This window comes from Polyangiaceae bacterium (assembly GCA_015075635.1).
Lineage (GTDB): Bacteria > Myxococcota_A > Polyangia > Polyangiales > Polyangiaceae > JADJKB01.
Map to the genome: position 1 here is coordinate 1,723,520 of JABTUA010000003.1, position 25,102 is coordinate 1,748,621.

General features: G+C 69.8%; 23 protein-coding genes and 1 pseudogene. 8 read left to right on the forward strand and 16 right to left on the reverse strand.

Annotation, left to right across the window (positions count from 1 at the left end):
* Window positions 1–16 precede the first annotated feature (16 nt).
* The 4 genes from HS104_38330 to HS104_38345 form a co-directional block, all read right to left on the reverse strand.
* A complete protein-coding gene (locus HS104_38330) occupies window positions 17–1,045 on the reverse strand; it encodes a hypothetical protein (protein ID MBE7485818.1) in 1,029 nt (342 codons plus the stop codon).
* A 63-nt stretch (window positions 1,046–1,108) separates the two neighbouring features.
* Window positions 1,109–1,984, reverse strand: coding sequence for a DNA-binding protein (locus HS104_38335; GenBank protein MBE7485819.1), 876 nt, complete (start codon window positions 1,982–1,984; stop codon window positions 1,109–1,111).
* A complete protein-coding gene (locus tag HS104_38340; protein MBE7485820.1) occupies window positions 1,981–2,316 on the reverse strand; it encodes a hypothetical protein in 336 nt (111 codons plus the stop codon). The genes HS104_38335 and HS104_38340 overlap by 4 nt, the downstream gene beginning before the upstream one ends.
* A 69-nt stretch (window positions 2,317–2,385) precedes the next feature.
* Window positions 2,386–4,629 carry a hypothetical protein gene (locus HS104_38345; GenBank protein ID MBE7485821.1) on the reverse strand — a complete coding sequence of 748 codons (2,244 nt, stop codon included), beginning with the start codon at window positions 4,627–4,629 and terminating at the stop codon, window positions 2,386–2,388.
* Between the two features lie 50 nt (window positions 4,630–4,679).
* On the opposite strand from HS104_38345, the gene HS104_38350 reads away from it, so the two are divergent.
* The 3 genes from HS104_38350 (at window position 4,680) to HS104_38360 (ending at window position 7,796) form a co-directional block, all read left to right on the forward strand.
* A complete protein-coding gene (locus HS104_38350; protein ID MBE7485822.1) occupies window positions 4,680–5,267 on the forward strand; it encodes a CoA pyrophosphatase in 588 nt (195 codons plus the stop codon).
* An 84-nt stretch (window positions 5,268–5,351) separates the two neighbouring features.
* The gene (locus tag HS104_38355; protein ID MBE7485823.1) at window positions 5,352–6,089 is read left to right on the forward strand and encodes a FadR family transcriptional regulator; all 738 of its coding nucleotides are present in this window, start codon (window positions 5,352–5,354) and stop codon (window positions 6,087–6,089) included.
* 3 nt (window positions 6,090–6,092) lie between these two features.
* A complete protein-coding gene (locus HS104_38360; GenBank protein ID MBE7485824.1) occupies window positions 6,093–7,796 on the forward strand; it encodes a hypothetical protein in 1,704 nt (567 codons plus the stop codon).
* Between the two features lie 34 nt (window positions 7,797–7,830).
* On the opposite strand, the gene HS104_38365 is transcribed toward HS104_38360, so the two are convergent.
* The gene (locus tag HS104_38365; protein MBE7485825.1) at window positions 7,831–8,199 is read right to left on the reverse strand and encodes a hypothetical protein; all 369 of its coding nucleotides are present in this window, start codon (window positions 8,197–8,199) and stop codon (window positions 7,831–7,833) included.
* 49 nt (window positions 8,200–8,248) lie between these two features.
* Entirely contained in the window at window positions 8,249–9,115 is an 867-nt protein-coding gene (locus HS104_38370; protein MBE7485826.1) for a Crp/Fnr family transcriptional regulator, read from the reverse strand.
* A gap of 151 nt (window positions 9,116–9,266) precedes the next feature.
* On the opposite strand from HS104_38370, the gene HS104_38375 reads away from it, so the two are divergent.
* Both HS104_38375 and HS104_38380 read left to right on the forward strand, forming a co-directional pair.
* Window positions 9,267–9,890 (forward strand): hypothetical protein, encoded by a 624-nt coding sequence (locus tag HS104_38375; protein MBE7485827.1) that lies wholly within the window; start codon window positions 9,267–9,269, stop codon window positions 9,888–9,890.
* Window positions 9,891–10,175: 285 nt separating this feature from the next.
* A complete protein-coding gene (locus HS104_38380; protein ID MBE7485828.1) occupies window positions 10,176–10,622 on the forward strand; it encodes a hypothetical protein in 447 nt (148 codons plus the stop codon).
* A 27-nt stretch (window positions 10,623–10,649) separates the two neighbouring features.
* Here HS104_38380 and HS104_38385 read toward each other — a convergent pair whose 3' ends face one another.
* Complete coding sequence (locus HS104_38385; protein MBE7485829.1) at window positions 10,650–11,243, reverse strand: hypothetical protein; 594 nt, start codon at window positions 11,241–11,243, stop codon at window positions 10,650–10,652.
* Window positions 11,244–11,483: 240 nt separating this feature from the next.
* Here HS104_38385 and HS104_38390 point away from each other — a divergent pair, with 240 nt between their 5' ends.
* Entirely contained in the window at window positions 11,484–12,611 is a 1,128-nt protein-coding gene (locus tag HS104_38390; protein MBE7485830.1) for a c-type cytochrome, read from the forward strand.
* Window positions 12,612–12,685: 74 nt separating this feature from the next.
* Here HS104_38390 and HS104_38395 read toward each other — a convergent pair whose 3' ends face one another.
* The 9 genes and pseudogenes from HS104_38395 to HS104_38435 form a co-directional block, all read right to left on the reverse strand.
* The gene (locus tag HS104_38395; protein MBE7485831.1) at window positions 12,686–14,098 is read right to left on the reverse strand and encodes a hypothetical protein; all 1,413 of its coding nucleotides are present in this window, start codon (window positions 14,096–14,098) and stop codon (window positions 12,686–12,688) included.
* Between the two features lie 19 nt (window positions 14,099–14,117).
* Complete coding sequence (locus tag HS104_38400; GenBank protein MBE7485832.1) at window positions 14,118–14,345, reverse strand: hypothetical protein; 228 nt, start codon at window positions 14,343–14,345, stop codon at window positions 14,118–14,120.
* Between the two features lie 147 nt (window positions 14,346–14,492).
* Window positions 14,493–15,461, reverse strand: a complete 969-nt coding sequence (locus HS104_38405) for an esterase (GenBank protein MBE7485833.1) — start codon at window positions 15,459–15,461, stop codon at window positions 14,493–14,495.
* Window positions 15,462–15,575: 114 nt separating this feature from the next.
* A complete protein-coding gene (locus HS104_38410; protein MBE7485834.1) occupies window positions 15,576–16,502 on the reverse strand; it encodes an alpha/beta fold hydrolase in 927 nt (308 codons plus the stop codon).
* A 75-nt stretch (window positions 16,503–16,577) separates the two neighbouring features.
* Window positions 16,578–17,453 (reverse strand): hypothetical protein, encoded by an 876-nt coding sequence (locus tag HS104_38415; GenBank protein ID MBE7485835.1) that lies wholly within the window; start codon window positions 17,451–17,453, stop codon window positions 16,578–16,580.
* A gap of 10 nt (window positions 17,454–17,463) precedes the next feature.
* Window positions 17,464–18,933, reverse strand: coding sequence for a hypothetical protein (locus HS104_38420; GenBank protein MBE7485836.1), 1,470 nt, complete (start codon window positions 18,931–18,933; stop codon window positions 17,464–17,466).
* 1,871 nt (window positions 18,934–20,804) lie between these two features.
* Window positions 20,805–20,909, reverse strand: a pseudogene (locus tag HS104_38425) (thrombospondin type 3 repeat-containing protein).
* 1,734 nt (window positions 20,910–22,643) lie between these two features.
* Window positions 22,644–22,934 (reverse strand): hypothetical protein, encoded by a 291-nt coding sequence (locus tag HS104_38430; protein MBE7485837.1) that lies wholly within the window; start codon window positions 22,932–22,934, stop codon window positions 22,644–22,646.
* On the reverse strand, window positions 22,931–23,185 hold the full coding sequence (locus HS104_38435; protein ID MBE7485838.1) for a type II toxin-antitoxin system Phd/YefM family antitoxin: 255 nt from the start codon (window positions 23,183–23,185) through the stop codon (window positions 22,931–22,933). Before HS104_38435 ends, HS104_38430 begins: the two co-directional genes overlap by 4 nt.
* Window positions 23,186–23,371: 186 nt before the next feature.
* On the opposite strand from HS104_38435, the gene HS104_38440 reads away from it, so the two are divergent.
* Both HS104_38440 and HS104_38445 read left to right on the forward strand, forming a co-directional pair.
* On the forward strand, window positions 23,372–24,142 hold the full coding sequence (locus HS104_38440; protein ID MBE7485839.1) for a hypothetical protein: 771 nt from the start codon (window positions 23,372–23,374) through the stop codon (window positions 24,140–24,142).
* Window positions 24,106–25,074 carry a glycerophosphodiester phosphodiesterase family protein gene (locus tag HS104_38445; GenBank protein ID MBE7485840.1) on the forward strand — a complete coding sequence of 323 codons (969 nt, stop codon included), beginning with the start codon at window positions 24,106–24,108 and terminating at the stop codon, window positions 25,072–25,074. The genes HS104_38440 and HS104_38445 overlap by 37 nt, the downstream gene beginning before the upstream one ends.
* Window positions 25,075–25,102: the final 28 nt, after the last annotated feature.

Below are 25,102 nucleotides of genomic sequence, written 5' to 3' on the forward strand. Positions count from 1 at the left end.
TTGTCGCGGATTTGCCTCAGTCCGCGTAGCTGCCGCCGGGGATCTTCGCGCCCTTGTGGACCAGGACGCCGTTGACCAACGGGAAGCTCGCGATGCTGCCGCCGCCGAGCCACACGCCGCCCTTCGGGTCGATCCACACCGAGTGGAAGTCCGCGAACACGTCGAAGCCGAGCGGCTCGTCCACCCAGACGCCGTCCTTGCGCCGCATCACGCTGCCGCCGGTGCCGGCGGCGTAGCCGTCGTCGCCGGCGGTACGAATGCCGATCATGGCGTGCGTCGGCGGAGCGGGGCTGACGTCCTTCCAAGTGCCGCCGACGTCCTCGAGGATCACCGCCTGGCTCATGCCGCCGACGGCGGTGTAGCGACCGCCGGGCTCGGCGAACAGGGTGAGCAAGCGGCGATCGGTGGGCGACGCGATCTGCTCGAAGCCCTTACCGTCGAAGTGGACGATGGCGCCGTCCATTCCGACGAAGCGCACGTCGTCCGCCGCGCGCCCCCAGACCTTGAACCAGGCGGCGACGGGCACGCTCGGGAAGCCCTGAGCCGCGCTCCAGGTGCTGCCGTCGAAGCGCCACACGAACGCCGTGCCCGACTTGGCCGGGTCGCCGCCGACTGCCCAGAGCTGGTCCGGCGTCGCGCCCCAGATGCCGAACACCGTGGCGCTGCCGGGCGTCGGCAGCTTCTCGAAGCTCTGGTTCTGGTAACGCAGGATGGTGCCGCCGCTGCCGCCGAAGAAGACGGGGCCGCCGGCGAAGGCGTGAACCCACCACAGATCCACCTGGTGGCCGGTGAGCTTGCGCGTCCACTGCCCGTCGAAGTGCAGCACGAACGCGCCGCTGCCGTCGCCCGGGTTGCCCCCGACCGCCCACACGTCCTCCTCGCTCGTTCCCGAAACCCCGATCAGCGCGCCCGGCAGGCCGTCGAAGGTCTGCACGTAGGCGTTCGGATCGTGGGGGTCGTCGCTGTAGTCGTCGCCGCCGCAGGCGGGGAGCGCGAGCGCGGCAAACACCAGGATCGACCAAACGTGCGATGAATCGCGCTTCACGCCCGACCTCGAAGCGAAAGCGCGGCCTCGAGACCCAGGGGTGGCTCACGCATGGCCGTGACGTTAGCTCCGGCGATCGCCCGAGTCGACCCGCGCACACTCGGCCTCCCTGCCGCGCACCACGCGCTTCCCCGCGAGTGGACCGCGGTGCTCGGTGACCACCGTGCACTGCCCTTCGTGGCCGTCCTGCTCGAAGTACAGGATCACCCAATCGCGCGTCGTCCCGAGCTCGTGGGCGCGGGCGGTGTTGGAGTAGAGCGCGGTGAAGTGCCAGCCGTCGCGGTCGGTGTGGAGGATGGGCAGCCAGGCCGCGCCTTCGGGGTTGAAGCGCCGCGGCGCGATCTTCGGCAGCTCGTCCGCGGCCGCACGCGCTCGATACTCGGCGTCAACCCCGAGGAGCACGTCCACGCTGGGCGCGGCGGCTGGTTGGTCGGTCGCGGGCACGAGCCGAGCTCGGCGGCGGGTCGAGCGCGAGAGCCGGACGTCGAGCAGATCCCGCAGCGCCTGCGCTCTGCGCCGGCCGAAGCCCGGCAGGCCCTCGAGCCGGCCGTCGTGGGCCGCGAGCTCGAGCTCCTCCAGCGTCTCGACCCCGAGCTCCCGGTGCAGGCGCGTGGCCAAGGCCTCTCCGATGCCCGGCAACGTGGTGAACAGATCCTCCGGCGAGACCTGGCCCCGCAGGCGCTCGAGCAGCGGGACGCGCCCGCTGTGACAGAGCTCGGAGATCAGCGCGGCGATGCTCTTGCCGATCGCGGGTAGCTCGGCGAGCGCGGCGACGCCTCCCTCTCGGTCGAGCTCCGCGAGCGCGCGCGGGCACTTGCGGACGGAGTCGCCTGCCGCGCGATAGGCGCGCACTCGAAACGCGTCGCCATCCTGCGCCGCGAGCAGATCGGCGATCTGCTCCAGCGCGTCGGCGATGTCGCGGTTGTCCGGCGCCGTCACTTGCCGCGACGGGCGCGGGCCTTGGGCGAGGTGGCCTTGCGCGTCTGGCGCTGCTTCAGGTTCGAGTCGGGCTTGGCGCGATTCGAGCTGCCTCGAGTGGACTTGCGCGAGGGCCGACCGGAGGCCGAGTCCTCGAGCTTGAAAGCTGCCTTCTTGTCTGCCCGCGCCGCCGCGTTACGGGGCTCGGTGTGCCCTTGCCCCTTCTTCTTGTCGGAGGCGCTCACACCGGGGAGCGCAGTGTCGACGCTGGCGAGCTTTGGCTTTTCGGTCTTGCCCGTCTTGGCTTTGGGGCGAACGGCGTCACGGTGGAACTTGGCGGCCTTCCTCAGCATGCGGCCAGCGTAGACCGGCCGGCGCGAGCCCGGAAGTGTGGACGCAGGTTTTTCGCTGGGCGGGCGGGGTCAGTTCGGACGAGCGTCGTCGTGTGCGGCGAGCCGTAGCGTGAACTCCGCGCCTCCGCTGTCGAGGGCGCGCGCCAGAAGGCGCCCGCCGTGCTGGCGCGCGATCTGCTGGGAGATGGCCAGGCCCATGCCGGTGCCGCTGGTCTTGGTGGTGTAGCCTGGTGCAAAGATGGCGACCGGGTCGGCGATACCCGGGCCCGTGTCGCGCACCGACAGCTCGTAGTCACCGTCGCGCCGCCGGATCGACAGCGTCGCAACCCTGATTTCCGCGCTCGCCATGGCCTCGATGGCGTTGCCGATCAGGTTGTGGACGAGCTGCTTGAGCTTGTCGGGGTGGCCGAGCACGATGGCCGGCTCCGGGCCGAGCTCGTCCACCAGGTGAATGCCTCGGTCCGCCATGCTCGCCGCGTGCGTGCGAGCGACGCTGGCGACCACCTCGTTCAGGTCCAAAGGCCTCACCTCGAGCGCGCCCGACTTCGGGCTCATCGACAGGTACTCGTTGGCCAGGCTCGTCAGCCGAGCGAGCTCGCTCTTGACCACCTGCACCGAAGACGCGACGCGCTCCAGGTCGGACGGCGCCAAGGGCAGCTTCGCGACGCGACGCTCGAGCAGCTGGAGCTCGAGGCCCAGGCTGTTCAGGGGGTTCTTGATCTCATGGGCCAACAGGCGGCCGAAGGCGCCGAGCGTGCTCCACTGCTCGGCGAAGCGCAGGCGCGCTTCGAGCTGCACGCGAGCGAGGGCGCTGGCCGCCACCGGCGCGAGCGCTTCGGCCGCCTGGACGTCCTGGGTCGAGAACTCGCCGCTCGCCCGAGCCAGGTGCAAGGCGCCGATCAGGGTCTCGTCCACCTTGAGCGGCACGGCGAGCTGCGCGCCGGCGCAGCGCTGGGCGAGCGCCGGGCAGCCCGCGGCGGAGTCCTTCGGGATGGCCGTGACCTCGGCGGGGGTCACCCCGTCGCAGAGCGCCGGCAGGCGCTCCAGACGGCTCTCGTGCACCGCCCACATGTCCTCCACGCGCAGCGTGGAGTCGAACAGCTCGAGCACCGCGGCGTCGTGAGGGACGAGCTGGCGGAGGCTCTCGCCGAGCTCGGCGGCGTCCGGGCGGCTGGACAAGCCGCCCAGCGCGATGGCCAATCGTCCCTGGGTGGTCTTCTCGGCCAGCAGGCGATCGGCCAGGCAGGCGATGGCGAAGACCTGGGACAAGGTGTCGAGCAAGACCTCGTCGGAGGCGGGCCGCTCCTTGGCCGATCCGCCCAGCCGCAGCGTGCCGAGCTGTTTGCCGCCCCACTCGAGCTGCTTGTTGCGCCAAGCGTCCGGGGCGCCGTGCTCCAGCGCGAGCTCGGCGCGCTCGTGGCCGGTGGCCCGGGCGACCTCGGCCAGGGCCCTGTCCAGCGACCCGTCCCCCGCGATCCACGCGCTGAGCGAGTCGGCGACGCTGTGGGTGGCGAGTTGCTGCAGTTGCAGCTCTTCGGCTCGGCGCGCCTCCGCATCGCGGCGCTTGCGCTCCGCGGCGATGCCGCGGCCGAGGGCGCCGGCCAGGGCGTCGAGCTCGTCCGTCCCGCGGATCTCGGCGCTCAGGCCGCGTTCGTCCGCTGCTCCGACCAGCGCGCTGAGCTTGCGGATGCGCCCGAAGACCTGCCAGACGCCGATGGCTACCAGCCCGACCAAGAGCATCGACGCGGCGCTGGCCCAGAATCCGAGGTTGGCGTTCTTCTCCGTGCGGGATTGGATCGCGCGCGCCGCGGCTCGGACCGTGATGTCGAGCTCGTTCACCTCGAGCAGGACGTCGCTCGTCAAGGCATCGGTGCGCCCGTCGCTCCTGGCCAAGGCGGAACGGAATCGCGGCTCGAGCTCCGAGTCCCAACGCGTGAGGTGAGTGCGCAACCGCGAGCAGACCTCGTCGGTGGGGCAGGGCGCCAGGCGCGCGGCTGGATCTCCGGACACGGCGGCGCGGAGCACGTCCCGCTGCTCGTGCATCAGCACCTCGACCCGCTGGCGCGTGCCTTCGTCGCGCTGCGCGCGCGGCAGCTCGAGGTGGATCTGGAGCAAGCGAAAGCGCAACGAGCCCGCCTCTTGGAGCGCCACCGCGAAGCCGTCGGTGCTCCGGCGCAGCTCCTCGGTCACGATCCAGGGCGCGAGCATCAGCGCGGTGAGGCCGGCCAGGAGCAGGTAGAAGCGGGCGCGCAGTGACGGCAGGGCACGCTCCGCCCAGGCCGCGGGCCTCCTCCTCGACTCTGCCTGGGCCATCTCGGCACAGCGTTGCGCGCCCGCGGCGCCAAGGGCATGACGGGTGTCAAATGGGAGCGCCGCTCGGACCGCAGCTCGGCCGGCTGGCGGACGCCCTGGGCGCCCGCGCGCCGAGGCAGTTCTCCCGCCGGAGTTGGCTGGCGCGGGCCGCAGTCGCGGTGGTTCTCCGAGAGCAGGCCGACGGGGTGGAGTTGCTGCTCGGGCGGCGGGCCCACGCAGCGGGCGACCGCTGGTCCGGGCACCTGGCGTTCCCCGGTGGGTTGGAGCAACCCGGCGACGCGGATGCCCGGGCGACCGCGGTCCGGGAGACGTTGGAGGAGGCCGGACTCGACCTCGGCCGGCATGCCCAGCACCTCGGCGCGCTGTCGCAGCTGATCACGGCCCGGCACGGCTCGGTCGCGCCGCTGGTGGTCGCGCCGCAGGTGTTCGCGTTGGTCGACCCGGTCGAGCCGACTTTGGGCCCGGAGCTGGTTTCCGCCAGCTGGATCCCGCTGGACGCCCTGCGCCGGTGTCGCGCCGCGCGGTCGCGGCTCGGCCGAGCCCTCGGCTGGTTCTCCCGGGCACATGGGGAGCGCCTCGGCGAGACCTCCCTCTGGGGGCTGACCCTGGCGTTCGTGGACGAGCTGGTGGAGGTGTGACTCGGGCTCGGGACCGCGCGGCTCGAGAGCAATAAGTCGGACTTTTCCCTTGACCCAGCAATAAGTAAGACTTAATGGGATCGCGTGAGCCCGCCCAGCGCGCGCAAGGCCGACGAGGTCGCCGACGATCTGCTCCGACGCATCGTCTCCGGCGACATCGCCGTCGGCTCGCTCTTGCCCCGGGAGAGTGACCTGGCGGAGAGCTACGGCGTCGGTCGCAGCGTGGTGCGCGAGGCCAACAAGCTGCTCGAGGTGCACCGGCTGGTGCGCCCGACCCGCCGCCGCGGCACTGAGGTGCTCGACCCGCTGTGCTCGGTGACGCCTGCGGTGCTGCGCGCGATGCTCCTCGACGCCGAAGGCCGGGTGGACCGCGCCATGCTCGCCGAGTTCCTGGAGATCCGCGCGGAGCTCGACGAGAAGATGACGCGGCTCGCGGCCGAGCGGCGCACCCGCAGCGACCTGGTGGCCATCGAGCACGCCATCTTGCGCATCGAGCAGAGCCCGCCGGGCTCCGCAGAGCGTTCCGCCGCCTCGAGCGACCTGGGCACCGCGCTGGCGCGGGCCACGAAGAACCGCATCTACGTGATGCTGGCTCACTGGCACGCCGAGATCGCCGAGGACCTCGAGCCCTTGCTCGTCAAGGTGCGCGAGCCGGTGGCCGAGGCGCGCGGGCAGCGCTTGTTGCTAGACGCCATCACGGCGCGCGACTCGGATCTTGCCGGCCGCCTGGTGGCCGAGTTCCACCGCTGGGCGAACCAGCGCCTGTTGGACGCTGCGCGAAACCAGCACCGCCACAGCCAGAGACACCGAACCGAGAGCTGACCCATGCAGACCGACACCCTGACCTCGACCCGAGCCCAGAGCCGCGCCGCTTCGCGTCCGGCCTACGAGACCCACGCCGGCCTCCACGTCTTGCGCCTGTCCGGCGACGACTACGAGATGGGTTACCAGCACGGGCGCCTGCTCGGCGAGGCCGTGCACCGCGGGCCCATTCCCTACTTCGAGCGCTACGTGGAGAGCATGCTCGGCGCTGGCCTGGGCCCCCGCGCGGGTCGCCTGATCGGCGCGGCGCTGCGTCACACCGTGGGGCGCAAGATCGCCCGCGGCTTTCCGGCGCACGTCCGCGCCGCGCTCGACGGTCTCGCGGACGGCTCGGGCATCGACCGCCGGCGCCTGCTCGGCGCGGTCACCATGCCCGAGACGTACCTGTGGGTGCTCGGCCGCGTGCTGGCGGTCCGGCGACCGCGCCTCGCGCCCCGCTCCGGCGTGCCGCTGCTCGGCTGCACCAGCGCGCTGGCTTGGGGTGACGCGACGCGGGACGGCCGCCTGCTGCACGGGCGCAACTTCGACTACCAGGGCGTGGGCGCCTGGGACACGGAGCAAGCCGTGGTCTTCCACCGTCCCAAGGACGGCCAGCCGTACGTCTCGGTGTCGAGCGCCGGTGTGCTCTTCGGCGGCTTCACCGCCATGAACGCCTCGGGGCTGTCGCTGGTCGTCCACCAGCACATGGCCAGTGACGCGCTCGAGATCGGCGGGGTCCCCATCGGCGTGGCGGGCGACGAGATCATGCGCCACGCCAAGACGCTGGACGACGCGCGCCGCATCCTGGATCGGGACGTGCCGAACGGCTGCTGGACGTACCTGATCGCGTCGGGCCGCGAGCAGGCGGTGCTCTGCTACGAGACGACGCCCAAGGCCCGCGCGCACCGAATCGCCAGTGACGGCGGCATCTTCGCCTACGCCAACGTGTTCCTGGACCGCGAGCTCGGCCGCACCGAGCGCCACCTGTACCCCTCTCACTGGCGCAACAACCTGTCGCGGCTGTCGCGGGCGGACGCGCTGCTCTCCGCGCAGAAGGGGCGCATCGACGGCGACGTCATCGCCGGCATCCTGGGCGATCCGGGCGCTGACGGCTGCCGCTTCGAGAGCGCGATCTCGATGCTGCTCACGGTCGGCTCGGTGGTGTTCCGCCCCGAGGACGGCCTGGTCTGGGTCGCCACCGAGCGCGCGCCGGTGTCGAACCGCGACTACGTCGCCTTCGAGCTCGCGTCCGAGGGCCCGCGCGAGGATCTGCCGCCGCTCACCGGCGGCCGCCAGCGCGACGCGGCGGCGGTGCTGGCGTTCGACGCCTACCGCGAGGCGTATTCGGCGTACTTCGACCGCGGGGACGTGAGCGAGGCGCGCCGGCAGCTCGTCCGGGCCATCGAGGCCAAGCCGAACGAGGCGCTCTATCACTTCGTCGCGGCGCTCCTGGCGCTGCTCGCAGGGGACGCGGCGCTGGCCGAGTCCGAGCTCGACCGGGCTCTGGCCATCGGTCACGCCTCGGGCGCCCGCCGAGCCAGCTTCCACCTCTGGCGCGGCCGGGCGCGGGACGTGAGCGGCAAGCGCAGCCAAGCCGTGGCCGACTATCGCGCCGCGCGCGACGGTGACGAATACGTCCGCGCCGCCGCCGACAAGGGCGTGAGCCGCGCTTGGAAGCAGCGTCGCTTCGGCGTGGAGTTCGCCCTGGCCGACGCGCCCCTCCCGTGACGAGAAGGCCGAGAGCCGCGCTCCAGTGCCCGGATCAGTCGCCGAAAGTGGCCACGCCCACGTAGTGCAGCGTGCGCGTGCAGTAGCCCGAGCCCAGCGTGCCGCGGCAGGAGTCTTCGCCCTCGAAGCGGGTCTCCCCGCCCCGGAGCGCGCGCATCACCGGCTCGGTGATGTCGTGCCCGCCGTCTCGACAGCTGGAGTCGCCGCAGGAGAGGAGGAACATGGCCGGAGCGCTCTCGACGGGGATCCTGCGGATGTGGGACGAGGCGGCGACGCCGGACGCCGAGGTGCGCTCGTCGATCTCCAGGCGCAGGCTCGTCAGCTTGGGCAAGACCGCTTGAATGCGAGGGGCAGAGTCCTCTCGGACGCGTCGCTCGGCGGCGCGTTGCGCGGCCTCGCTCATCGGACGGTTCATTCTTCGGGCGGCCAATCGGACTCCTATGTCATCGCGCTCAGAGCACGAAATCGAGCATTTGCAGCCGCGTGAGGTGGTCTTCGACGGCGCGGTTGTAGTCGTCTATTAGCATGTCCAGGCGGATGTGCATGCCGTCGTCGTCGCTCCCGTCGACGGTGCCGCTCACGGCGATCTCGCGCTCCGGCAAGAGCAACACGCCGCTCCAGAACGCGCCGTGCTTGGGCGTCCCCGCGTTCGAGGGCAGGTGCAGCCAGTCTTTGCTCATCGCGTGCACCGGCACGACGCTGCCGTCGTCGAGGCGCACCGAGGTGGGCAGCGCCTCCGCCGGCTCCACCAGGTAGTGCCCCTTCTTGTTCTGCTCGATCAAGACCTCGAGCTCTTCGTACAGCTGCTTGTTGAGCGGAGTGTCCTCGCCCTCGAGCAGGGCGTCGCGCATGCGTTTCATGGCCTTCTGAGTGGTCATGAGGTTCTTGCGCATCTCCTCGGTGCGCCGCGTGTCGCGCCGGATCTTGTCGGCGACGACGCGGATCAGGTTGTAGTGGAAGGGGAAGGCCACATCGCCGTGGTCTTCGAAGAACTGCATCAGGTCCTTCACGGAGATCTCGAGCACCTCGGCCGCTGTGGCGGACACCGCCGTGGTGCGGCGCTCGAGCTTGGCGAGCGCGCCGAGCTCGCCCACGGGCGCGATCGGCTTCAGTCGAAAGCTCTCCTCTGCGCCTTCGCGCAGCGAGATCTCGCCCTCCGTCAAGATCAAGAAGTGATCGGAGACGGACCCCGCCTCGAACAGCACCGTGCCGCTCGGGACCTTTCGCAGCTTGCAGGCCGCGACGAGCTGGCCCAGGTGCTCGTCCGTGATGTTGGCGAACAGGGGGATCTTGCGCAGCGCGGACGGGGCGACGGACATGCTGACCTCTCGGAGCCGACGGGAAACGGGGCCGGAGTCTACATGAGATCCTCGGTCCTGCGAGATAAGGAGCTGGCGCCCGAACGCTGCTCGGATATTCTAGCTGCGAGGTGCGCACATGACTGGGCGATGGATTGCTTTGTCTTTGGCCGTGGCTTGCCTGAGCGGCTGCGGTGGGTCGGACGACGACGCCAACATGCCGCAGAGCGGCGGCTCGGGCGGCGGTGGTGGCTCGAGCGGCAGCGGCGGCTCGAGCAGCGGCGGCTCGAGCAGCGGCGGAGCGAGCTCCGGCGGAGCGAGCTCCGGCGGCAGCTCCTCCGGCGGTTCCGCGGGCATGGCGAGCGGCGGGTCCGCGGGCACGGCGAGCGGCGGGTCCGCGGGCATGGCGAGCGGCGGTGGCGGCGGCAGCGGCGGCTCCGGGACTGGTGGCGCGGGGACCGGCGGCGCGGGGACCGGCGGCTCCGGGACCGGCGGCGCGGGAACCGGCGGGTCCGGAACCGGTGGCACGAGCTCCGGCGCTTGCTCCAACATCACGACCGGCCTGCCGCCGGCCTGCGACACCTGCATGAAGGGGGCGTGCTGCTCGCAGATGCAGGCCTGTCAGGCCAGCACGGCGTGCACGAACCTGGTCACGTGCTTGCAGCAGAAGTGCGCCAACGCGCCGAACCTCACGACCTGCGCGTTGCAGAACTGCGGCTCGTTCCTGAGCGGCGCCAGCCTGGCCACGCCGATCCAGACCTGCCAGCAGCAGAACTGCGCGACCCAGTGCCAGTGAGCTGGGGTGTTCACGAGCTCAGCGAGAGCTGATTGAGACTCGGTAGCGAGCCCGACTATCCTGGCGGGATGTCCGTTTCGAGGATGCACATCCTGGGGCTCGCTGCGCTCGTCATCGTGGCACTGCTGGCGTGTCGTCAGAGCTCGAACAAGAGTGGCGCGAGCGCGAGCGCGAGCGCTCCGCCGGCAGCTGCCGACCCCGTGGACGCTGCTGCCACGCCTCCCACCGATCTCGGCGAAGCGAACGCTGAAGGCCGCGCCCCCGAAGCCGACGCTGGACGGCTTCGTGAACTCGCCCAATGCCGCCCTGGCGAGCCTAGAACAGCTCGCCGAGCTGCGTGTAGACAAGCAACTGCCGTCGTTCGTCACCACCTCGCTCAGCTGGTGCGGCGCGTGGATTAGCGGCAAGAAGGCGAGCATCGACGAGCGGTACATTCGAGAGTGCGACGGATTCAGGTACGTGGTGGTGCTGCGCTTTTCGCGCCTGATCAAGCCGAAGATGACCGGCGCCTCGACGTATCGACCGGGCAACTGCGCCGGTGATGCGACCGTGTTCGACATCGAGACAGGCGAGCGGCTCGGTTCGGTCCCGTTTTCGGCGGCGAACGCCGGCGAGCTCGAGGCGATGCAGGGCGTGGAGCAGGGGCGCGTCGAGAGCGATCTCAATCGACGCTGCGCGTGGGCCGCACAGGTCGAAATCGACGAGATCTTCGGCGATCCGACGCCCAAGTGACGCTTCACATGCCGCGCGCTCGCGCGCTCACGGGTCGATCAGCTCGCCGTACACCATGTCCTTCGTGAAGGCGTCGTCCAGGCCGCACTCGTCCTTGATTTGGTCCGCAGACACCGTCGCGAGGGTCTCACCGAAGCCGCTGGCAAATCCATACGACGTGAGCTTGGTCGCGACGGGCAGCACGCACGGCGTGCCGGTCAGGTCCTTGGTTTGGAAGAATGTGGCGTCGTGGAGCAACACCATGCTGCCCCAGCCGCTGAGCTTGTCGCCGGTGGCGCACGAAGCGGAGAAGTGCTGGTCCCGCACGAGGCCGGTGTCATGGTCCGAAGAGAGCTTCCAGGGTGTGCCGTCCTCGCCGACCACGTAGCCCTCCCACTTGTTCCAGTCGGAAGCGACCAGGAAGGCCGTTCCGGCGGACACCTCGGGAAACGTGCTGCTGAAGTGCCAGGCACCCGGCCCCATCGACTCCCCGACGCGGATGTCCTGCTTCAGCGTACCGACGCAGTAGCTGCTGAACGCCTCGAGGCCCCCGGTCCGAAAGGACTCGCCCGAGTCGGAGCCGGAACACCCCGAGATGATGGTCGATAGTGCAAGCGCGCCGAGACACGCCGAGGGACGCATGCTCCTGATACGCGGGGAAAGCACAGCTCCTCCCCGAGCGGCCGCGCGCAACGGACGAGCTCGGTCAGCGTGCGCCCGGCCCGAGAGCGTGCGGATGTGCGGCAGTCCGACCGCCGCTACCGGGTAAGGCGCGCCCTCGGCGGGCTCGGCATCGCACGCAACTCGATCGCGGTGGCGGCGGCTTGCCGAACAGTTTTCGCGAGTTGCTGCCGGGAAGGGGCCAGGACGGTGGCACAGCGGATGCAGCACTCGGGCGTCCCCAAGAGGAGGCCTCTAGTGCCATCACGCATCGCCCTCGCATCGTCCTTCGCGCTCGTGTTCGTCGTCGCCTGCAAGGAGGAGCGGCCTGCGCCCGCAACGACCGCCCCACCGGCGCCGAGCGCCGCGCCCGCCGCGGCCGAGGTCACGCTCGAGCCCGCGCAGCTCGGTATGTTCGCGCCGCTGCCAAAGGAGATGCCCTCTCCCCTCAACGCCATCACCGAGGCCAAGGTCACACTCGGACGCATGCTGTACTTCGAGAAGCGGATCTCGAAGAACCAGGACATCTCGTGCAACAGCTGCCACGACCTGGCGAATTTCGGCGTCGACGGGCACGCGTTCTCGGACGGGCACAAGAAGCAGAAGGGCGGCCGCAACTCACCGTCCGTCTACAACGCAGCCGGTCACGTGGCGCAGTTCTGGGACGGGCGCGCGGCGGACGTGGAGAAGCAGGCCCAAGGCCCGGTGCTCAATCCGGTCGAGATGGCCATGCCGAACGAGAAGCAAGTGCTCGCGGTGCTCGAGTCTATGCCGGAGTACGTCGATGCCTTCGAGAAGGCGTTCCCGGGCGAGAAGCAGCCGATCACCTACGACAACTTCGGCAAGGCGATCGGGGCGTTCGAGCGCAAGCTCGTGACACTGGCCCGCTGGGACAAATTCCTGGGCGGCGACAAGTCGGCGCTGACGCCCGCCGAGAAGAAGGGTGTCTCGCTGTTCGTCAGCACGGGCTGCACCGCCTGTCACAGCGGAGCGTACGTGGGCGGCGCCTCGTTCCAGAAGGTGGGTGCGGTGAAGCCCTGGCCGAACCAGAAAGACCTGGGGCGCTTCGACGTCACCAAGCAGGAGGCCGACAAGCTCAGCTTCAAGGTCGCCTCCTTGCGCAACGTCGCGAAGACGGCGCCCTATTTCCACGATGCCTCGGCCAATACGCTGCCGGAGGCGGTGAGCTCGATGGCCGAGCATCAGCTCGGCAAGAAGCTGTCGGCCGAGGACGTGGCGTCGATCGTGACGTTCCTGGAGGCGCTCACCGGAGAGGTCCCGGAGGACTACATCAGGCCGCCGGAGCTGCCCAAGAGCACCGCGCGCACGCCCAAGCCCGACCCGAGCTGAACCCGCACGGGCGAGCGGATTCGAACCGCTCCTCGTTCCGGACGTCAGGGGGTGGCGCCGCAACCGCTCGCCCGTCACTGATACTGGAACGTCGCGTCGTACGAGGGTGCGGTCCAGGCTCCGTTCACCAGCGCTCGAACGCGCCAGCGATAGGTGGTCTGGTGAAGCTGGGGGTAGAACGTGCGCGAGGGGCCGGTGGTCGTGTACTTCACGTAGGGTGCCCAGCTGCCGGACTTCGAGGTCTCGATCGTGAACTCGTAGCTCGAGGCGCTCGTCACGGCAGCGCAGCTCAGGGTCACCGACGGGCTCGAGTGCGTCGTGCCGTTGGGTGACAGGGTGCCGAAGTCGCCGCCGCCGGTGGGCGGCGGTGGAGGCGGCGGCTGCTCCGGCGTCCCGGACGGGGGCGCCGTGATCGACTTGCCGAATTCGAACACGGAGTAACCCGACCAGGCGCCCCAGCCGTGGACATTCTGGGCGCGGGCGCGGAAGCGATAGAAGCGGTTCTCGAGCTGCGGCGTCACCTTCTGGAAGCCGTCCACTCGGGTCCACGTGTAGTACGGCTTGAACGCCGCTCCGTCCCAGCTCTCGAGCGCGAGCTGATACTGCGTCGCATGTGGGACGAGCCCCGTCATCAGCTTGACGTAGTCGAGCGAGACCCGTGAGCCGTCAGCGGGGTAGAGCCCGGTCGGAGCTGGCGGCGGCTGCGACGGCGCAGGCGGCAGGCTGCGATCGACCACGGTGGGCTCGGTCACCACCTGCATCGTGTCCTTGTCGACGCCCACGCTGCAGAGCACCTCTTCGGCCCACTGCTTGGCGACGGGCTCGGTCCAGCCCCCGAAGCTCTCCGTCGACCAGTGCGAGAGCTCCTTCTTGAGGTTGTAGTGGGCGTACCAGAGCGGGAGCGTCGCGAACTGGGTCGTGTCCGCCATCTCACCGGTCCAGAAGCCGCGTCCGGTGTAGATGCCGCACTCGGCGCCTGCCTCGGCCAGACACGCGTCCGCCGCAGCCTTCACCCGGATCGCGAGCTCCGTCGCGCCGAGCCCACCCGGATCCTGCTCCACGTCGAGCCACATGCGGCCGATGGGGAAGCCCGCCGTGCGCTTGAACGCCTCCTTCACCTGCCCGGCGATGTCGTCGGTCCAGTAGAGGTAGACGTAGGCGTCTACGGTCATGCCACGGCTGACGGCCATCGCGAGCTGCTGGCGCGTGACCTCCTCGACCTGGGTCCCGGAGACGACGTGACGCACCCCCGAGTCCCAGAAGCAGTCCATCTCGGCCTGCGCCATCGGACCTTCCCAGTGCGAGATGTCCACGCCGAAGACGGCATCGTGGGCGGGATCCCCGTAGAAGGGCGGCGATGCCTTGATGGGCTCGACGACCTCGCCGCCCTCGAGTGGGGGATCGAGGGCGCCGCTCGCGGGCGCACCACAGGACGAGAGGGCGAGCAGACCGGCGCAGGAGAGCGCCTCGACGACGCGGAGCTTCATCTGAGAGGGCTCCCTCGAGTCAGCGGGTCAACCGGCGGCGAGCGACCAGCGCGGCCGCGGCGGCGAGAGCGACGGCTCCCATGCCGAGAGACACGTCGGCCGGCAGGCTGCTCACGCTGCAGCCGCCGCCCTGGTTGCAGGCGGGGTTGTCCACGCACTCGGGCCAGGGGGTTTCCGCGAAAGCGCTCGCGCTGCCGAGTCCGAGGGTCACCAGGGTCGCCGCGAAGACCAGAGATTTCTGCGTCATTTGCCGAACCTCCACGGTCTTCATCCTGCCTTTCGGGGGCCCCTCCGATCAGTGACCGCTCCGGCCAATCCGATGGACGAATCGGCCAATCGGGCGCGAGGTCGCCAGGCGCTCGGCGTCGGGCTCATGCGATCTCTTCGCCGAAGCTCAGCGCCGATGTTTGGCGAAGAAATCGAAGAGCTCTCTGGTGGCGTCGAAATCACGGCAGACGCCGCCGATGACGCCGCGGGGTAGATACTGAGCTCCCCCGGGCCAGGTGTGGCCCCCACCCTCGACTCGATAGAGCACCACCGCACTGCCCTCGCTGCAGCCTTCGTGAGCCTCGACGTGGACGCGAGCCCCGTCGTCCGGATCGGCGTCGGGGAGCGTGCGGACCACCGCCGGGAGGGTGCAGCCGTTGACCTTTCGCCACCACTTCACGGTGTCGTCGGTGGACAGCACCTCTCCACGATCGCGCCCCAAGACCCTGACCTGACCGCCGCCGTAGGGCACCAGCGGATCGTCCGTGCCGTTGACGATCATCACGGACACCGGGCGCTCCGGCTTCTCGCGCTCGTGCGCCTTCTGCAGGCTCGCCGTCACCGGGCCCACCGCAGCGATGCGGTCGGCCAGATCGATGGCGAGCCGATACGACATGAACCCGCCGTTGGAGATGCCCATCGCGTACACGCGGGCTCGGTCGACGCCTTGCTCGGCGTCCACGCGTTCTATGAGCTTGGAGAGAAAGTCCACGTCGTCCACGCCGGCGCGAAGCCGGTCGGCACGCGCTAGCGGAGGGCGCCCATCGTTCCATCCCTTCTCGACGCCCTCGGGAAAGACCACGAGCCACCCCCGCGCGTCGGCCTCTCGCACGACCTGGCCATTGGTGGACCAGTCGAACTTCTCGCCCGTGCCGCCCCCACCATGCAGCGCGATCACGAGAGGCGCAGGCCTGTTGCGAGCGTGGCCCTTGGGCACGTGCAGGTGATAGACGCGATTCAACCCGTTGTGCTCGAACGCATGGGTCGAGAGCGCCGGCGCGGCGCGCCGGCAGCCCGTGCCCGAAGCACAGCCGAGTGCCAGCAAGAGTGCCAGCCATCGCAGGGAGCGCGAGCCCGGGCTTGCCAGCGATGTCACGAGCTCAGGTTAGCCGGGCCCGCGCCAGCAGGCACTCGACTCCCCAACAGGGTGCGCGGTCTCGCAGGCAGGCCAGCCCCCGCGTGGTTCTCTGCGCCCCGCAGGGCCAGTGAGCTACCCGCGCTTCTTCGCCTTGGCCCCTGTGCGCTTCGCCGGCGCCTTGGCGGGCTTGCGTGGCTCCGCCGCGGGCGCTTTGCCCTTGCCCAGGAACGCGAACGCCTCGCGTACCTGCCCGTCCGTCATCGAGTGGCCGACCTTGGCCCGGCCCACCACCAGGCTCTTCCAGCCCATGGCCTTGAGCGCGCGGCCGAGCCGTGCGGGATCTTTGCGCGCGCGGTCCTTGTGGCCGTAGCCGACGTAGATGGGCGGCTTGGGCTGGGTGCCCTTCGCCCAGCGCTCGACGCCCTTTGGCGCGCCTCCGCCGGCGAAGATGCCGTAGCCCGCGACGGACAGACGACCACGCAGTGCCAGCGACGCCGCGTAGTAGGCGCCTGCCGAGAAGCCCCACACGTAGACTCGCGCGAACGGGCGCCCGTTGCGCTTCTCGAGTTCCTGCTGCGCGGCCTTCCACTCCGCCAGGACCTCCGCTTCGAGCTCCTTCTGACCCTCGGCGGACGACGGCCAGTTCCAGTGGTCCGCGTACTTCTTCGAGCCGGCCCCGAGCCGGCCCCGCGGAGTGATCACCTCGAAGCCGTGCGCCTTCGCCGCCCGCGCCAGGCCGCGCTGCCCGTTCCACTGCCAGGTGGTGCCGAGCTTGGTCAGCCCGTGCAGGAAGATCACCAGCGTGTCCGGCGCGCGTTCGGGCGGCGCTGGCGAGTAGTGGCAGACCGTCGGCGTGAGCGCCTCGATGCCCTCGCCCTGGAAGCACCACGGTTGGTCCGGCGCGCTCGCGTCGGCCGGGCCCTGCTCGGGGTCGATGAGCTCGTCGGGCGAGGGGTCGCTCTCCTCCGAGTCCGCCCGCGGAGCGGCGGCCTGACCCTGCGCCGAGGCTGCCAGGCCCAGCGCGCAGAGCAGGAGCGGGGCCGTTAGCCAAGGGCGCATCGAGACCGTGCGGTCTCTAACATGTGCCGGCGGAAGGCGCTCATTTCGGGCGGATTTCCTGGTGAAGAGGCGAGCTCACCGGCCGAGCCGATACCCGAGCGCCAGCGTGCCGCCGTAGGGCACCGCCCCCGACAGGCGGTGCGTCGCGCCGACGTTGGCGAACACCTGAAGCGACACCGAGAGTCGGCCCGGAGTGAAGCTCGCCCAGGCGAAGGGTGTCGTCACGAACCCGAAGACCGTCGGCTCCTCCGCGTCTGCCGTGCAATTCGGGTCGCAGGCGGCGAGCTCCGTCGCGCTCTGAAATACCGGGTACCCTTGGAGCAGCGCTCCTGCCGCCACCGAGAGCATGGGACCCACCCGGACGCCGGGGGATAGTCCGCCTCGGAGCTGGAAGTAGTCGAGGCGCTTCGACCCCTCGCCCTCGAGCGCGAAAGGATCGCCGTTGACCGATTCGCTGGCGCGCTCGTGGTAGGGCAGCATCCAGAGCGACAGCTCGGTGATGCCGACCAGGAAGAACACCTCGTCTTCCGTGAACACGCCGCGCACGCTCAAGGCCGTCCCCCAGTAGAGGGAGTCGTCCAAGCGATCCGACGGCGTGTCGCTGGCGAGGCGCTTCCCCGAGCCGGTGTGCGCGAACATCAATGCCCCGCCGAGCTCCAGCCCCGGCGTCACCCCGTGGTGGTAGCCCGCGTGGAACATCGCGCGAGAGACGACGTTGGCGGGCGCGTCATCGTCGATGCTCTGGTCGAGGGCCTCGACGCGCGCCGTGGTGGCGCCGAGCTGAAGGGTCCCCGAGCCCTTGCTCGCGATGGGACCCACCGCTCGGGGCCCGTCGGGTGGTGGGGACGCGCCGACGCGTTCGTAGCGGCGCCGGATCTGGTCGCCCTGCCCGCCGCAGGCCAGGAGCGCTGCCAGGAGCAACGCGAGCGTGGTGAGTCCGCGTCCTGCCAATCGCCGTTCCTCAGTCTGGAGCGATGCCAGGACCGAGCGAGTCCAGGCGAACCCGGATGATCGTCACCGCGTCGTCGAGGAACTGCGCGTGCGCGAAGACCTCGTCGCAGTTGACGCCCAGCACGCCCGAGAGCCGGAAGCCGGTCGAGAGGGGCGGCGCGTCGTAGATCCACGAGACGCCGTCGCTGAGGCGAACGACCATCAGATCCTGCGAGGCGGCCGCCCCGGCGCCGGCGTTCTCCCAGTAGACCCGGGCAGCGTAGCCGCACCCGACCACGAACCAGTCGAGGCCGATCTGACCCGGATCCGAGCGCAGGCGCTTGGCGGTCTGCTTCACCGCCTCCGGATCGGTGGTGAACGGAGCGGTCATCACCGAGCGGGTGGGATACTCCGAGTCGTCCGGCGCCTTGGCCTCGCCGTGGGTCCACACCATGTGGGCGCCGTCCGTCCCGAAGTTGCCCGCGCCTTGCGTGTAGTCGCCCAGGTAGCGCACGAGCGAGCGCCCGCCCGCCGATTGGGTCCACGACATGATCCCGTGATACTTCAGGTTGCCGACCTCCCAGAACAGCGAGTCACCGGCGCCGCGCGGGCCGTAGGCCGAATAGCCCTCGGGATCCATGCTCGGCGTTTGCACCGTGAGCTCGGCGGCGGAGCCCCACGGGCGCCCAAAGAGGCCGGCTCGCCATCGTACGAGCCAGCCAGCGGTTACTCGCCAGGTTGTGTGGAGCGAACCAACGGGCAATGTGAGAACTGTATCCACTGGACTCCCAACCTTACCTGCGATGACGCCTTCGGTCTGATTGGGACCTGGATCGACATACGGACCGACCCAGTAGGCATAGCGCCCATCGGTGAAGGCTTCGGTCATTAGTCCACAAGCCAGAGAGTCCTCATAGAACGCACTGAGGACAGGACCATCCGCTTCGGCGATCAGGCGGTAGCGAGTCTTACTCGTCGGGTCGTCGTTGAGACCGTTACGGCCAAACATCAGGTACGACTTGCCCGCGTCGGAGTCGAACCAGAACCGGTTGCCCACCGGCATCGCGCCCATGAGCTTGCTCCAGGGCGTGCGCATGCGCCGACAGGACGGGTTGCTCGGCGCAGGAGCAGGGCAGGGCTCCCACTCCACCGGCTCGGGCATCTTGCCCTTCGCTCCGGGGTAGTAGACCGCGCACTCGCAGTAGCCGGGGAACCGTTCCCAGTCCGGTGGTGCCTCCGGCGGCGCCGGTCCCGGGCACCCGCCGGAGCCAGCGTCGCCACCGGCTCCACCGCCGCCAGAGCCCGAGCCGCCCCCCGCGGTCGAGCCCCCGCCGCCCCACACCAGTCCGCCCGAGCCACCTGCCGGCGAGCCGCTGTCGCCGCCGGTCGCGCCGGTGCTCTCTCCCGGGTCGTCCTCGCCGCCGCACCCGTGAGCGGAGGCAGCGGCAAGTCCGACCAGCACCGCCAAGGCGCAGACAGAGCGCTTGCGACTCACCAGCACTGCGCGACCTTGTCGAGCCAGCCGGTCTTCAGCAGGGGCAGCGACTCGAGCCGCTCGACGTCGAGCTTCTTGCTCCCCTTGCGCGTGATCAGCCAGTAGCCGTCCATGTCCACCACCGGCGGGTGGGCGAGCGCCTGCGCGCGCTGGACGAAGCCGGTGGCGCTCAGGCCGCCCGCCGTCTCGAAACGGAGGATGGCGTGGTGGTTCTGCTTGGTGCCCGACGCGAAGACCAGGAGCGTCCCGTCCCGGTCGGCGCGCAGATAGTGTGCCTCGTAAGCCCCGGTCCGCGGCCACTGTCCCCGCACGACCACCTTTCCGCTCTCCGGCTCGATCGACGTCAACCTCGCGGCCGTTCCCTTCGCCGCGCCCACCTCGTCCAGCACCCAGAGCAGCTTGTCGTGGTGGTTGTACGTGGCCGCCAAGACCTTGCCGAGCAGATGGATGCCAGTCGGAACCGGTTGCCAGACTGCTCCCGTGCCGAGCGGTCGCCACACGATCTCAGCTGCTGGACCCCCGCTCGATGGCGTACCGCCCACCAGGAAGAGCCGAGCGAGCGAGCGGCTGTAGACTGGTACGAACCCGGTTCGGATCGCTGCGGAGCTCAGCGACTGGGCCGCCGCCGGAGCGACGTCGCTCGGGCCCGGCGATCGCGCGAGGTCGGCGCGACCCAGCAGCTTCCCGCCCGACGAGAAGACCTCCTCGATGAGCTCGCCATCGGGGGCGACGCCGACCGCCAGCGGCGACACGAGCCCCTTGCCGAAATAGGCCGAGGCCTCTGCCTCATCGACCCAGATCAAGTCCTGCGACACGCTCTGCTCGAGCGCGGTCCCGAGGCTGGTCCTCAGCGGCGCGAGCGCCCCGGTGCGGGACGCCACGCCGAGCCGGCCGTCCCCGTTCTTCACGACGACCCGCGAGACTGGTGACGGCAGCTCCGCCATCGCTTCGACCGTGCAGTGCGGGCAGTCCTCCTGAACGGCCTCGAGCGCGCTGCCGCACCAGTAGCACTCGCGGTCGATGAAGATCTCTTGGACGCCGATGGCCTGGTAGAAGACGTACTTGGTGAACGGCGCGAGCGGCTCGTAGTGGTTCGAGAGGCTGTCCGCGGGGCCCGTCGCCGGCGGCGCCAGGTTGTGGACGCCGGTGTTCGCCGAGAGGTCGGTCGTGCCGACTGGCGTGGCCGCGTGGACCCAGAATCGACCGGAGAACCCGAAGAACAGGTCCGCGCTCTGCTGCGCCCCGAAGACGTCGGGGACCCACCCGCCCCAGCTGGTGCTGCGCCAGTACGCGAAGTCGAAGGGGTACAGCCATTTGCGCGAGAACTCGTTGGTGTCGGCGTACGTCCGCGGCGCGTCGGCAACGCCGATGCCCACGTTCTGAATCGCGACGCGATGCCACCAAGACGAGGTGTCCTCGGCTTCCCGCGTCGCCGCGATAGTCAACCAAGCGTCGTCGATTGCCGGGTCCTTGAGACAGTCGATTCCGTGGGCAGCACTGCTGACGCAGTACCGATACTCCGTCCCCAAGACCAAGATCGGAACCTCCGTCTCCTGCTCAGCGTTGCGATCGTGCGCGCCGATGGGGTCGATGCTGAGCGAGTCCAGCGACTGCTGCACCTTCACGTCGGTGTAGAGCGGCCCCTTGAGCTCGCCGGCGAGCTTGGCGCTCATGATCGGCGTGAAGAGCGGACACGGAACCGGGTCGCAAGCATCCCCGAGGATCTCGGCCTCGCGCGCCACCTCGGCCTCGAGGTTGCAGTTCTTCTGGTCCGGGTTCGCGATCGTCGGGCAGTTGTCTCCGGACCCGTAGCAGGTGTGCGTGCAGATCCCGTCCTCGTCCGGATCCGGATCGGCACCAGGGTCGCAGTCGCAGAAGTCGCAGGCGTCGCCGAGCCCGTCGCCGTCGCTGTCTACCTGCCCGGGGTTGGCCACGGTGGGACAGTTGTCGTCCAGCTGGCCGACGCCGTCGCCGTCCGTGTCGATGGCGAAGTCGAAGGCAATCTGGTGTACCCGGGGAGAGAAGGTCGTCGGGCAGAACAGGGAACTTGGTGAACGGCATTCGTCGAGCGCGGGGTGGTAAGTGCACGGGAGGGGGTCTCCTCCCAGGCAGGTCACGCAGCGGTCCAATCCACCCGGCCCTTGGCTGGACGCTGGCACGGATCCGGCCGGACACGCGTTGGGTTTGACCGCCGTTACCGGATAGCTCCGCGGCATCGCCGGGGGCACCGACGTGAAATCCGCGATGCGGGTCAACGAGGCTGGGACGTCGTGGAAGCGAACGCGCTGGAGGCATGCCGCGTTGGCGAGGGGATTGCACCCGGGGCCGGGCGCCGGAGCGTTGAACGGCGAGTTCGCCCCACCAGGGTAGGTGAAATACGGCAGGACCGCGTCGCCCAGGGCGTTCTCGGCATTCGCGCGGAGAATCGCGTTCAGCTGTTTCACCGCGTTCTTGTTCGCGATGTCGTCGCAGTCGACGACTCCCGACTTGCAGGCCTTCTTGATGATGCCGGAGCACTTGTCGTAGTTGACGTATGCCTCGATCCCGACGTCGCCGTTGAAGTTGAACACCGGGTTGAAGTGCTCCACCAGCGCGTGAACCGCGACGGATGGCCGCACGGTCAGGCAGCCCTGCCAGTAGCGCCTGCCGTTGGGGAGGTTCTGCATCCAATCCAGGTCATCCCGAAACGCGAGTGGCGCGCAGCCTGGGGTCGTCGAGGGGATCAGCCCGAGCCACAGGTGCAGACGATTGAGCTGGACTATCACGTCGACGCGGTTGCAGTAGAAGTCCGAGCCGAAGGTCCAGTCCTTGACCCACCCGACCTTCTCCGAAATCCCCGAGTTGACGCTCGACAGGATCTTCGTGCACTGCGAAATCCCGAGCGAGCCGTCCGCGCTGAGCCCTTTGGCTTCGCACCAAGCGGTCAGCCAGCCACCGTCGGCGCTGACGGTGCTGACGGTGATCGGCATCCAAATGCCGGCGTCCCCGTTTCGGGACTCGATCTTCGTTTGTTCGGGGTGGAACCTCACCTCGAGTCGGTAGTTCTGTTTCTGGACGAGGTGGCCGATCTGGTCGAATGCGCTGTCCGGGACCACAGAGCCGCTTTGGGTGAGCTCGCTCAGATCGATGCCAGCGAGCTGGATGAATCCTGCCGTGAACTGGCTTCCGCCGCCGGGTAGGTCCACGCGGTTCGGATCGAACGGGAAGACGACGTTGTTGACGAAGATCGGCCCGACCATGCAGGCGTGCCCGAGGCCCGCAGTGCAGCTCGCAGGGACCGCATCGGCCGTTGGGTTGACGATGATGACCGTGTTCGGCGCGCCGCCGCCGAGGTCCAGCATGTCGATGAGGTTCGCTCGAAGCGACGCCAAGCCAGCGTCGTCGAACACCGCCACCGACTTCTTCCCGCCGGGGACCGTTGGATCCAGCTGCACCAACGTCGCGCTCACGACACCCGGGCCATGATGAGCGTCAGTGACCGCCAGCTGGTTCTCGGTGCAGCCGCTCACCGCAGCGACGAGAAGTGCGATCGTTGGCCCGATTGTTGCGCGTGCGTGCGTGCGTGCGTCCCATCATCGCCTCCGGAGTGAAGCCCCGCATCATCCTAACATGCGGGCGCAACGCGGTTGCACGGAGCACCTGCGCGGTCGTCACTTCGGTGGGTGCGTGTCGGACAACAAGTGTGTCGCAGCGTCAGCTTCAGTCGCAGCTCCACGTCACTTCTCGAGACCGGCCAACTTGGCGTTCAGAACCTGAGCGAAGACCTCGTAGATGATGCTGCGGCGCTCGGCGAAGATGCACTGAATGGTCCGGCGCCCGGCATAGCTGAAGACGACCCGATAGCCGCCCACACGGAGGCGGCAGTAGCCCTCGAGCGGGCCCTCGAGCGCCTTGATGTCCCCCTTGCCCAGCCCGAGCGCCCGCAGCGCCTGACGGAGCTGGCGTCGGCCCTCGGGAGGCTGGGAGCGCACGAATTCGGCAACTTGGAGCGAAACCTCGACCTTCATGCGTCGCGGTCGAGCTTCGACAAGGGCACGAACTTCGTCTTCTTTGCGCGGTGCTCGCGGATGGCGCGCATGGCGGCCGGGTTGGCCAAGATCTCCATGGTCTCCACGATGGCCTCCATTCGCTCTTGCGACAGAATGTAGGCGACCGGCTGGTTGTGCCGCCGGATGCAGACTGCGTCGCCCTGCTCGGCGCTCTTGAGAAGGCGGGGTAGCGCGCTCTGCGCCTCGCTCACGCTGTACGTAGACTTCATTGAAGGTCTATGTAGATTAGACCAGGCGCTGCGTCAAAGCCGAGTCGCCGGGTCGGGTGTTCCACCCAGCCCCGTGCGCCCCGTGCGGTCCGGACGTGTGGGGCCCGTCCGAACCCCGGCTCGCCGGCACGCGGCTTGCTGATGCCTCCCCGTGGATCCGCGAGGATCCGGAAAGCTGCCACGAAAATGCGACCCTCCCTCGAAATCGACCCTGGCCTCTTCGCCCCGTCGTCCTCGCGCTCTGGCACAGGTCGGCACACGCTGCCGGACGCGCCGGCGCCGCTGCTCGAGGCCGGCGACCGCATCTCGCTCGGGGGCATGGCCGACGAGTTCTTCAGCGCCGGCGACGCCGTCGAATATCCGGCGGAACCGGAGCCCGAGCTCGAGCTCGCCGAGCCCGTGAAGGTCGTCCTCCGCACGCCGGAGATGGACGCGCGGCGGGCGCGGCTGGTGCGCGTGGTCGCGACCGTGGTGGGCTGCTTCGCCGGCGTGCTGGCGCTGGGCGTGGTGCGCGCCAGCGCATCGGAGAAGGCCGAGAGTGCCGTGAGCGCTCCCGCGCCCGCGCGTCCGGTGGCCACCGCGCCCGCGGCCCAGGTGATGGCGCCGAAGCCCGCGCCCGAGCCGGTGGCCGCGCCTGAGCCGGTGGCCGCGCCCGAGCCGGTGGCTCAGCCCGCGCCCGAGCCGGTGGCAACGCCGGCACCGACCCCGGCGCCTGCGCCGGCCCTTGCCGCGCGTCGCCGCGCGTCCCGCCGCTCCGCCCGCGCCCGCCCTCGCGCCGCCGCCGCGCGTCGTCGCGCCCAGCCCCGCGACCACGCTGCCCAGCGTGGTGAACTTCGCGGCGCGCGCCGGCGATCCGACCCAGACGGCGACCAAGGTGCCCACCGCGTCGTTCGCGCCTGCGCGCTGAGCGAAGATTTGGCATGCTGCCCCGCGTGGGCCGGATCCTCCTCGCGTTAATCGCCACGACCTTCCTCGGCTGTGGCTCCTCGTCGAGCGAAGAGCCCCAGGGCTCCGGCGGCGCGGCCGGCGCGAGCTCGCTGCCGCCGGTGTCGAGCTACGACTGCACCGTCGCGGGCAAGCCGCCCGAACGCAAGAGCGCCGTCCCGATCGGCTGCGCCACGGATCGGAGCTGCAAGGAGCGCCTGGTCTCGGGCCACCGCAGCGCCGGCGGCGAGCTCGGCGTGCTCGCGCCGGAGAACACGCTCTCCGCGATCCGCGCGGCCGTCTTGATCGGCGCCGACTACATCGAGACCGATCCGCGCCCGACCAAGGACGGAGTCCTGGTCAACCTGCACGACCCAGAGGTCGATCGCACCACCAGCGGCACGGGCAACGCCGCGGACCTGACCCTGGCGGAGATCCAGGCACTCGAGCTCGACACCACCAAGTTCGCGGGGGACTACGCCTGCGAGCGGGTGCCGACCATCGAGGAGGTGCTGGCGCTCGCCAAGGGCAGGATCCACGTGCTGCTCGACGCCAACAAGACGAATCGCGTGGACCTGTTGGTCAAGGCCGTGCACGACACCGACACGCTGGACTGGGCCATCTTCGACACCGACGACACCGCCAAGATCCAGGAGGCGCTGGCGCTCGAGCCCAAGCTCCACACCATGATCCGGGTGAGCGACGCCGCCGAGATCGACGCCGAGCTCGCGCTGTTCGCGGCGCACCCGCCGGTGATCGTCGAGCTCCACGACGGCGCCGATCCGAAGCTGCTGGCGCCGAAGCTGCACGCCGCCGGGCACCGGGTGCTGCTCGACACCTTCGGCGTGGACCTCGCCGCCAAGTTCTCCAACGACCCGAACGCCTACGCCGACGTGTTCGCGAACGGCGTGGACATCGCGCAGACCGACCGGCCCGAGCTGGTGGCGCAATTTCTGGGGCGCTGAGGCCCCCCTTGATGGCGGGATTTTTGCG

Coding starts and splice junctions, on each gene's coding strand:
- HS104_38395 (MBE7485831.1), bottom strand. CDS start 14,098: ATGAAGCTCCGCGTCGTCGAGGCGCTCTCCTGCGCCGGTCTGCTCGCC.
- HS104_38435 (MBE7485838.1), bottom strand. CDS start 23,185: ATGAAGTCTACGTACAGCGTGAGCGAGGCGCAGAGCGCGCTACCCCGC.
- HS104_38445 (MBE7485840.1), top strand. CDS start 24,106: ATGCTGCCCCGCGTGGGCCGGATCCTCCTCGCGTTAATCGCCACGACC.
- HS104_38340 (MBE7485820.1), bottom strand. CDS start 2,316: ATGCTGAGGAAGGCCGCCAAGTTCCACCGTGACGCCGTTCGCCCCAAA.
- HS104_38345 (MBE7485821.1), bottom strand. CDS start 4,629: ATGGCCCAGGCAGAGTCGAGGAGGAGGCCCGCGGCCTGGGCGGAGCGT.
- HS104_38385 (MBE7485829.1), bottom strand. CDS start 11,243: ATGCGTCCCTCGGCGTGTCTCGGCGCGCTTGCACTATCGACCATCATC.
- HS104_38390 (MBE7485830.1), top strand. CDS start 11,484: ATGCAGCACTCGGGCGTCCCCAAGAGGAGGCCTCTAGTGCCATCACGC.
- HS104_38370 (MBE7485826.1), bottom strand. CDS start 9,115: ATGTCCGTCGCCCCGTCCGCGCTGCGCAAGATCCCCCTGTTCGCCAAC.
- HS104_38440 (MBE7485839.1), top strand. CDS start 23,372: ATGCGACCCTCCCTCGAAATCGACCCTGGCCTCTTCGCCCCGTCGTCC.
- HS104_38410 (MBE7485834.1), bottom strand. CDS start 16,502: ATGCGCCCTTGGCTAACGGCCCCGCTCCTGCTCTGCGCGCTGGGCCTG.
- HS104_38360 (MBE7485824.1), top strand. CDS start 6,093: ATGCAGACCGACACCCTGACCTCGACCCGAGCCCAGAGCCGCGCCGCT.
- HS104_38350 (MBE7485822.1), top strand. CDS start 4,680: ATGGGAGCGCCGCTCGGACCGCAGCTCGGCCGGCTGGCGGACGCCCTG.
- HS104_38365 (MBE7485825.1), bottom strand. CDS start 8,199: ATGAGCGAGGCCGCGCAACGCGCCGCCGAGCGACGCGTCCGAGAGGAC.
- HS104_38430 (MBE7485837.1), bottom strand. CDS start 22,934: ATGAAGGTCGAGGTTTCGCTCCAAGTTGCCGAATTCGTGCGCTCCCAG.
- HS104_38400 (MBE7485832.1), bottom strand. CDS start 14,345: ATGACGCAGAAATCTCTGGTCTTCGCGGCGACCCTGGTGACCCTCGGA.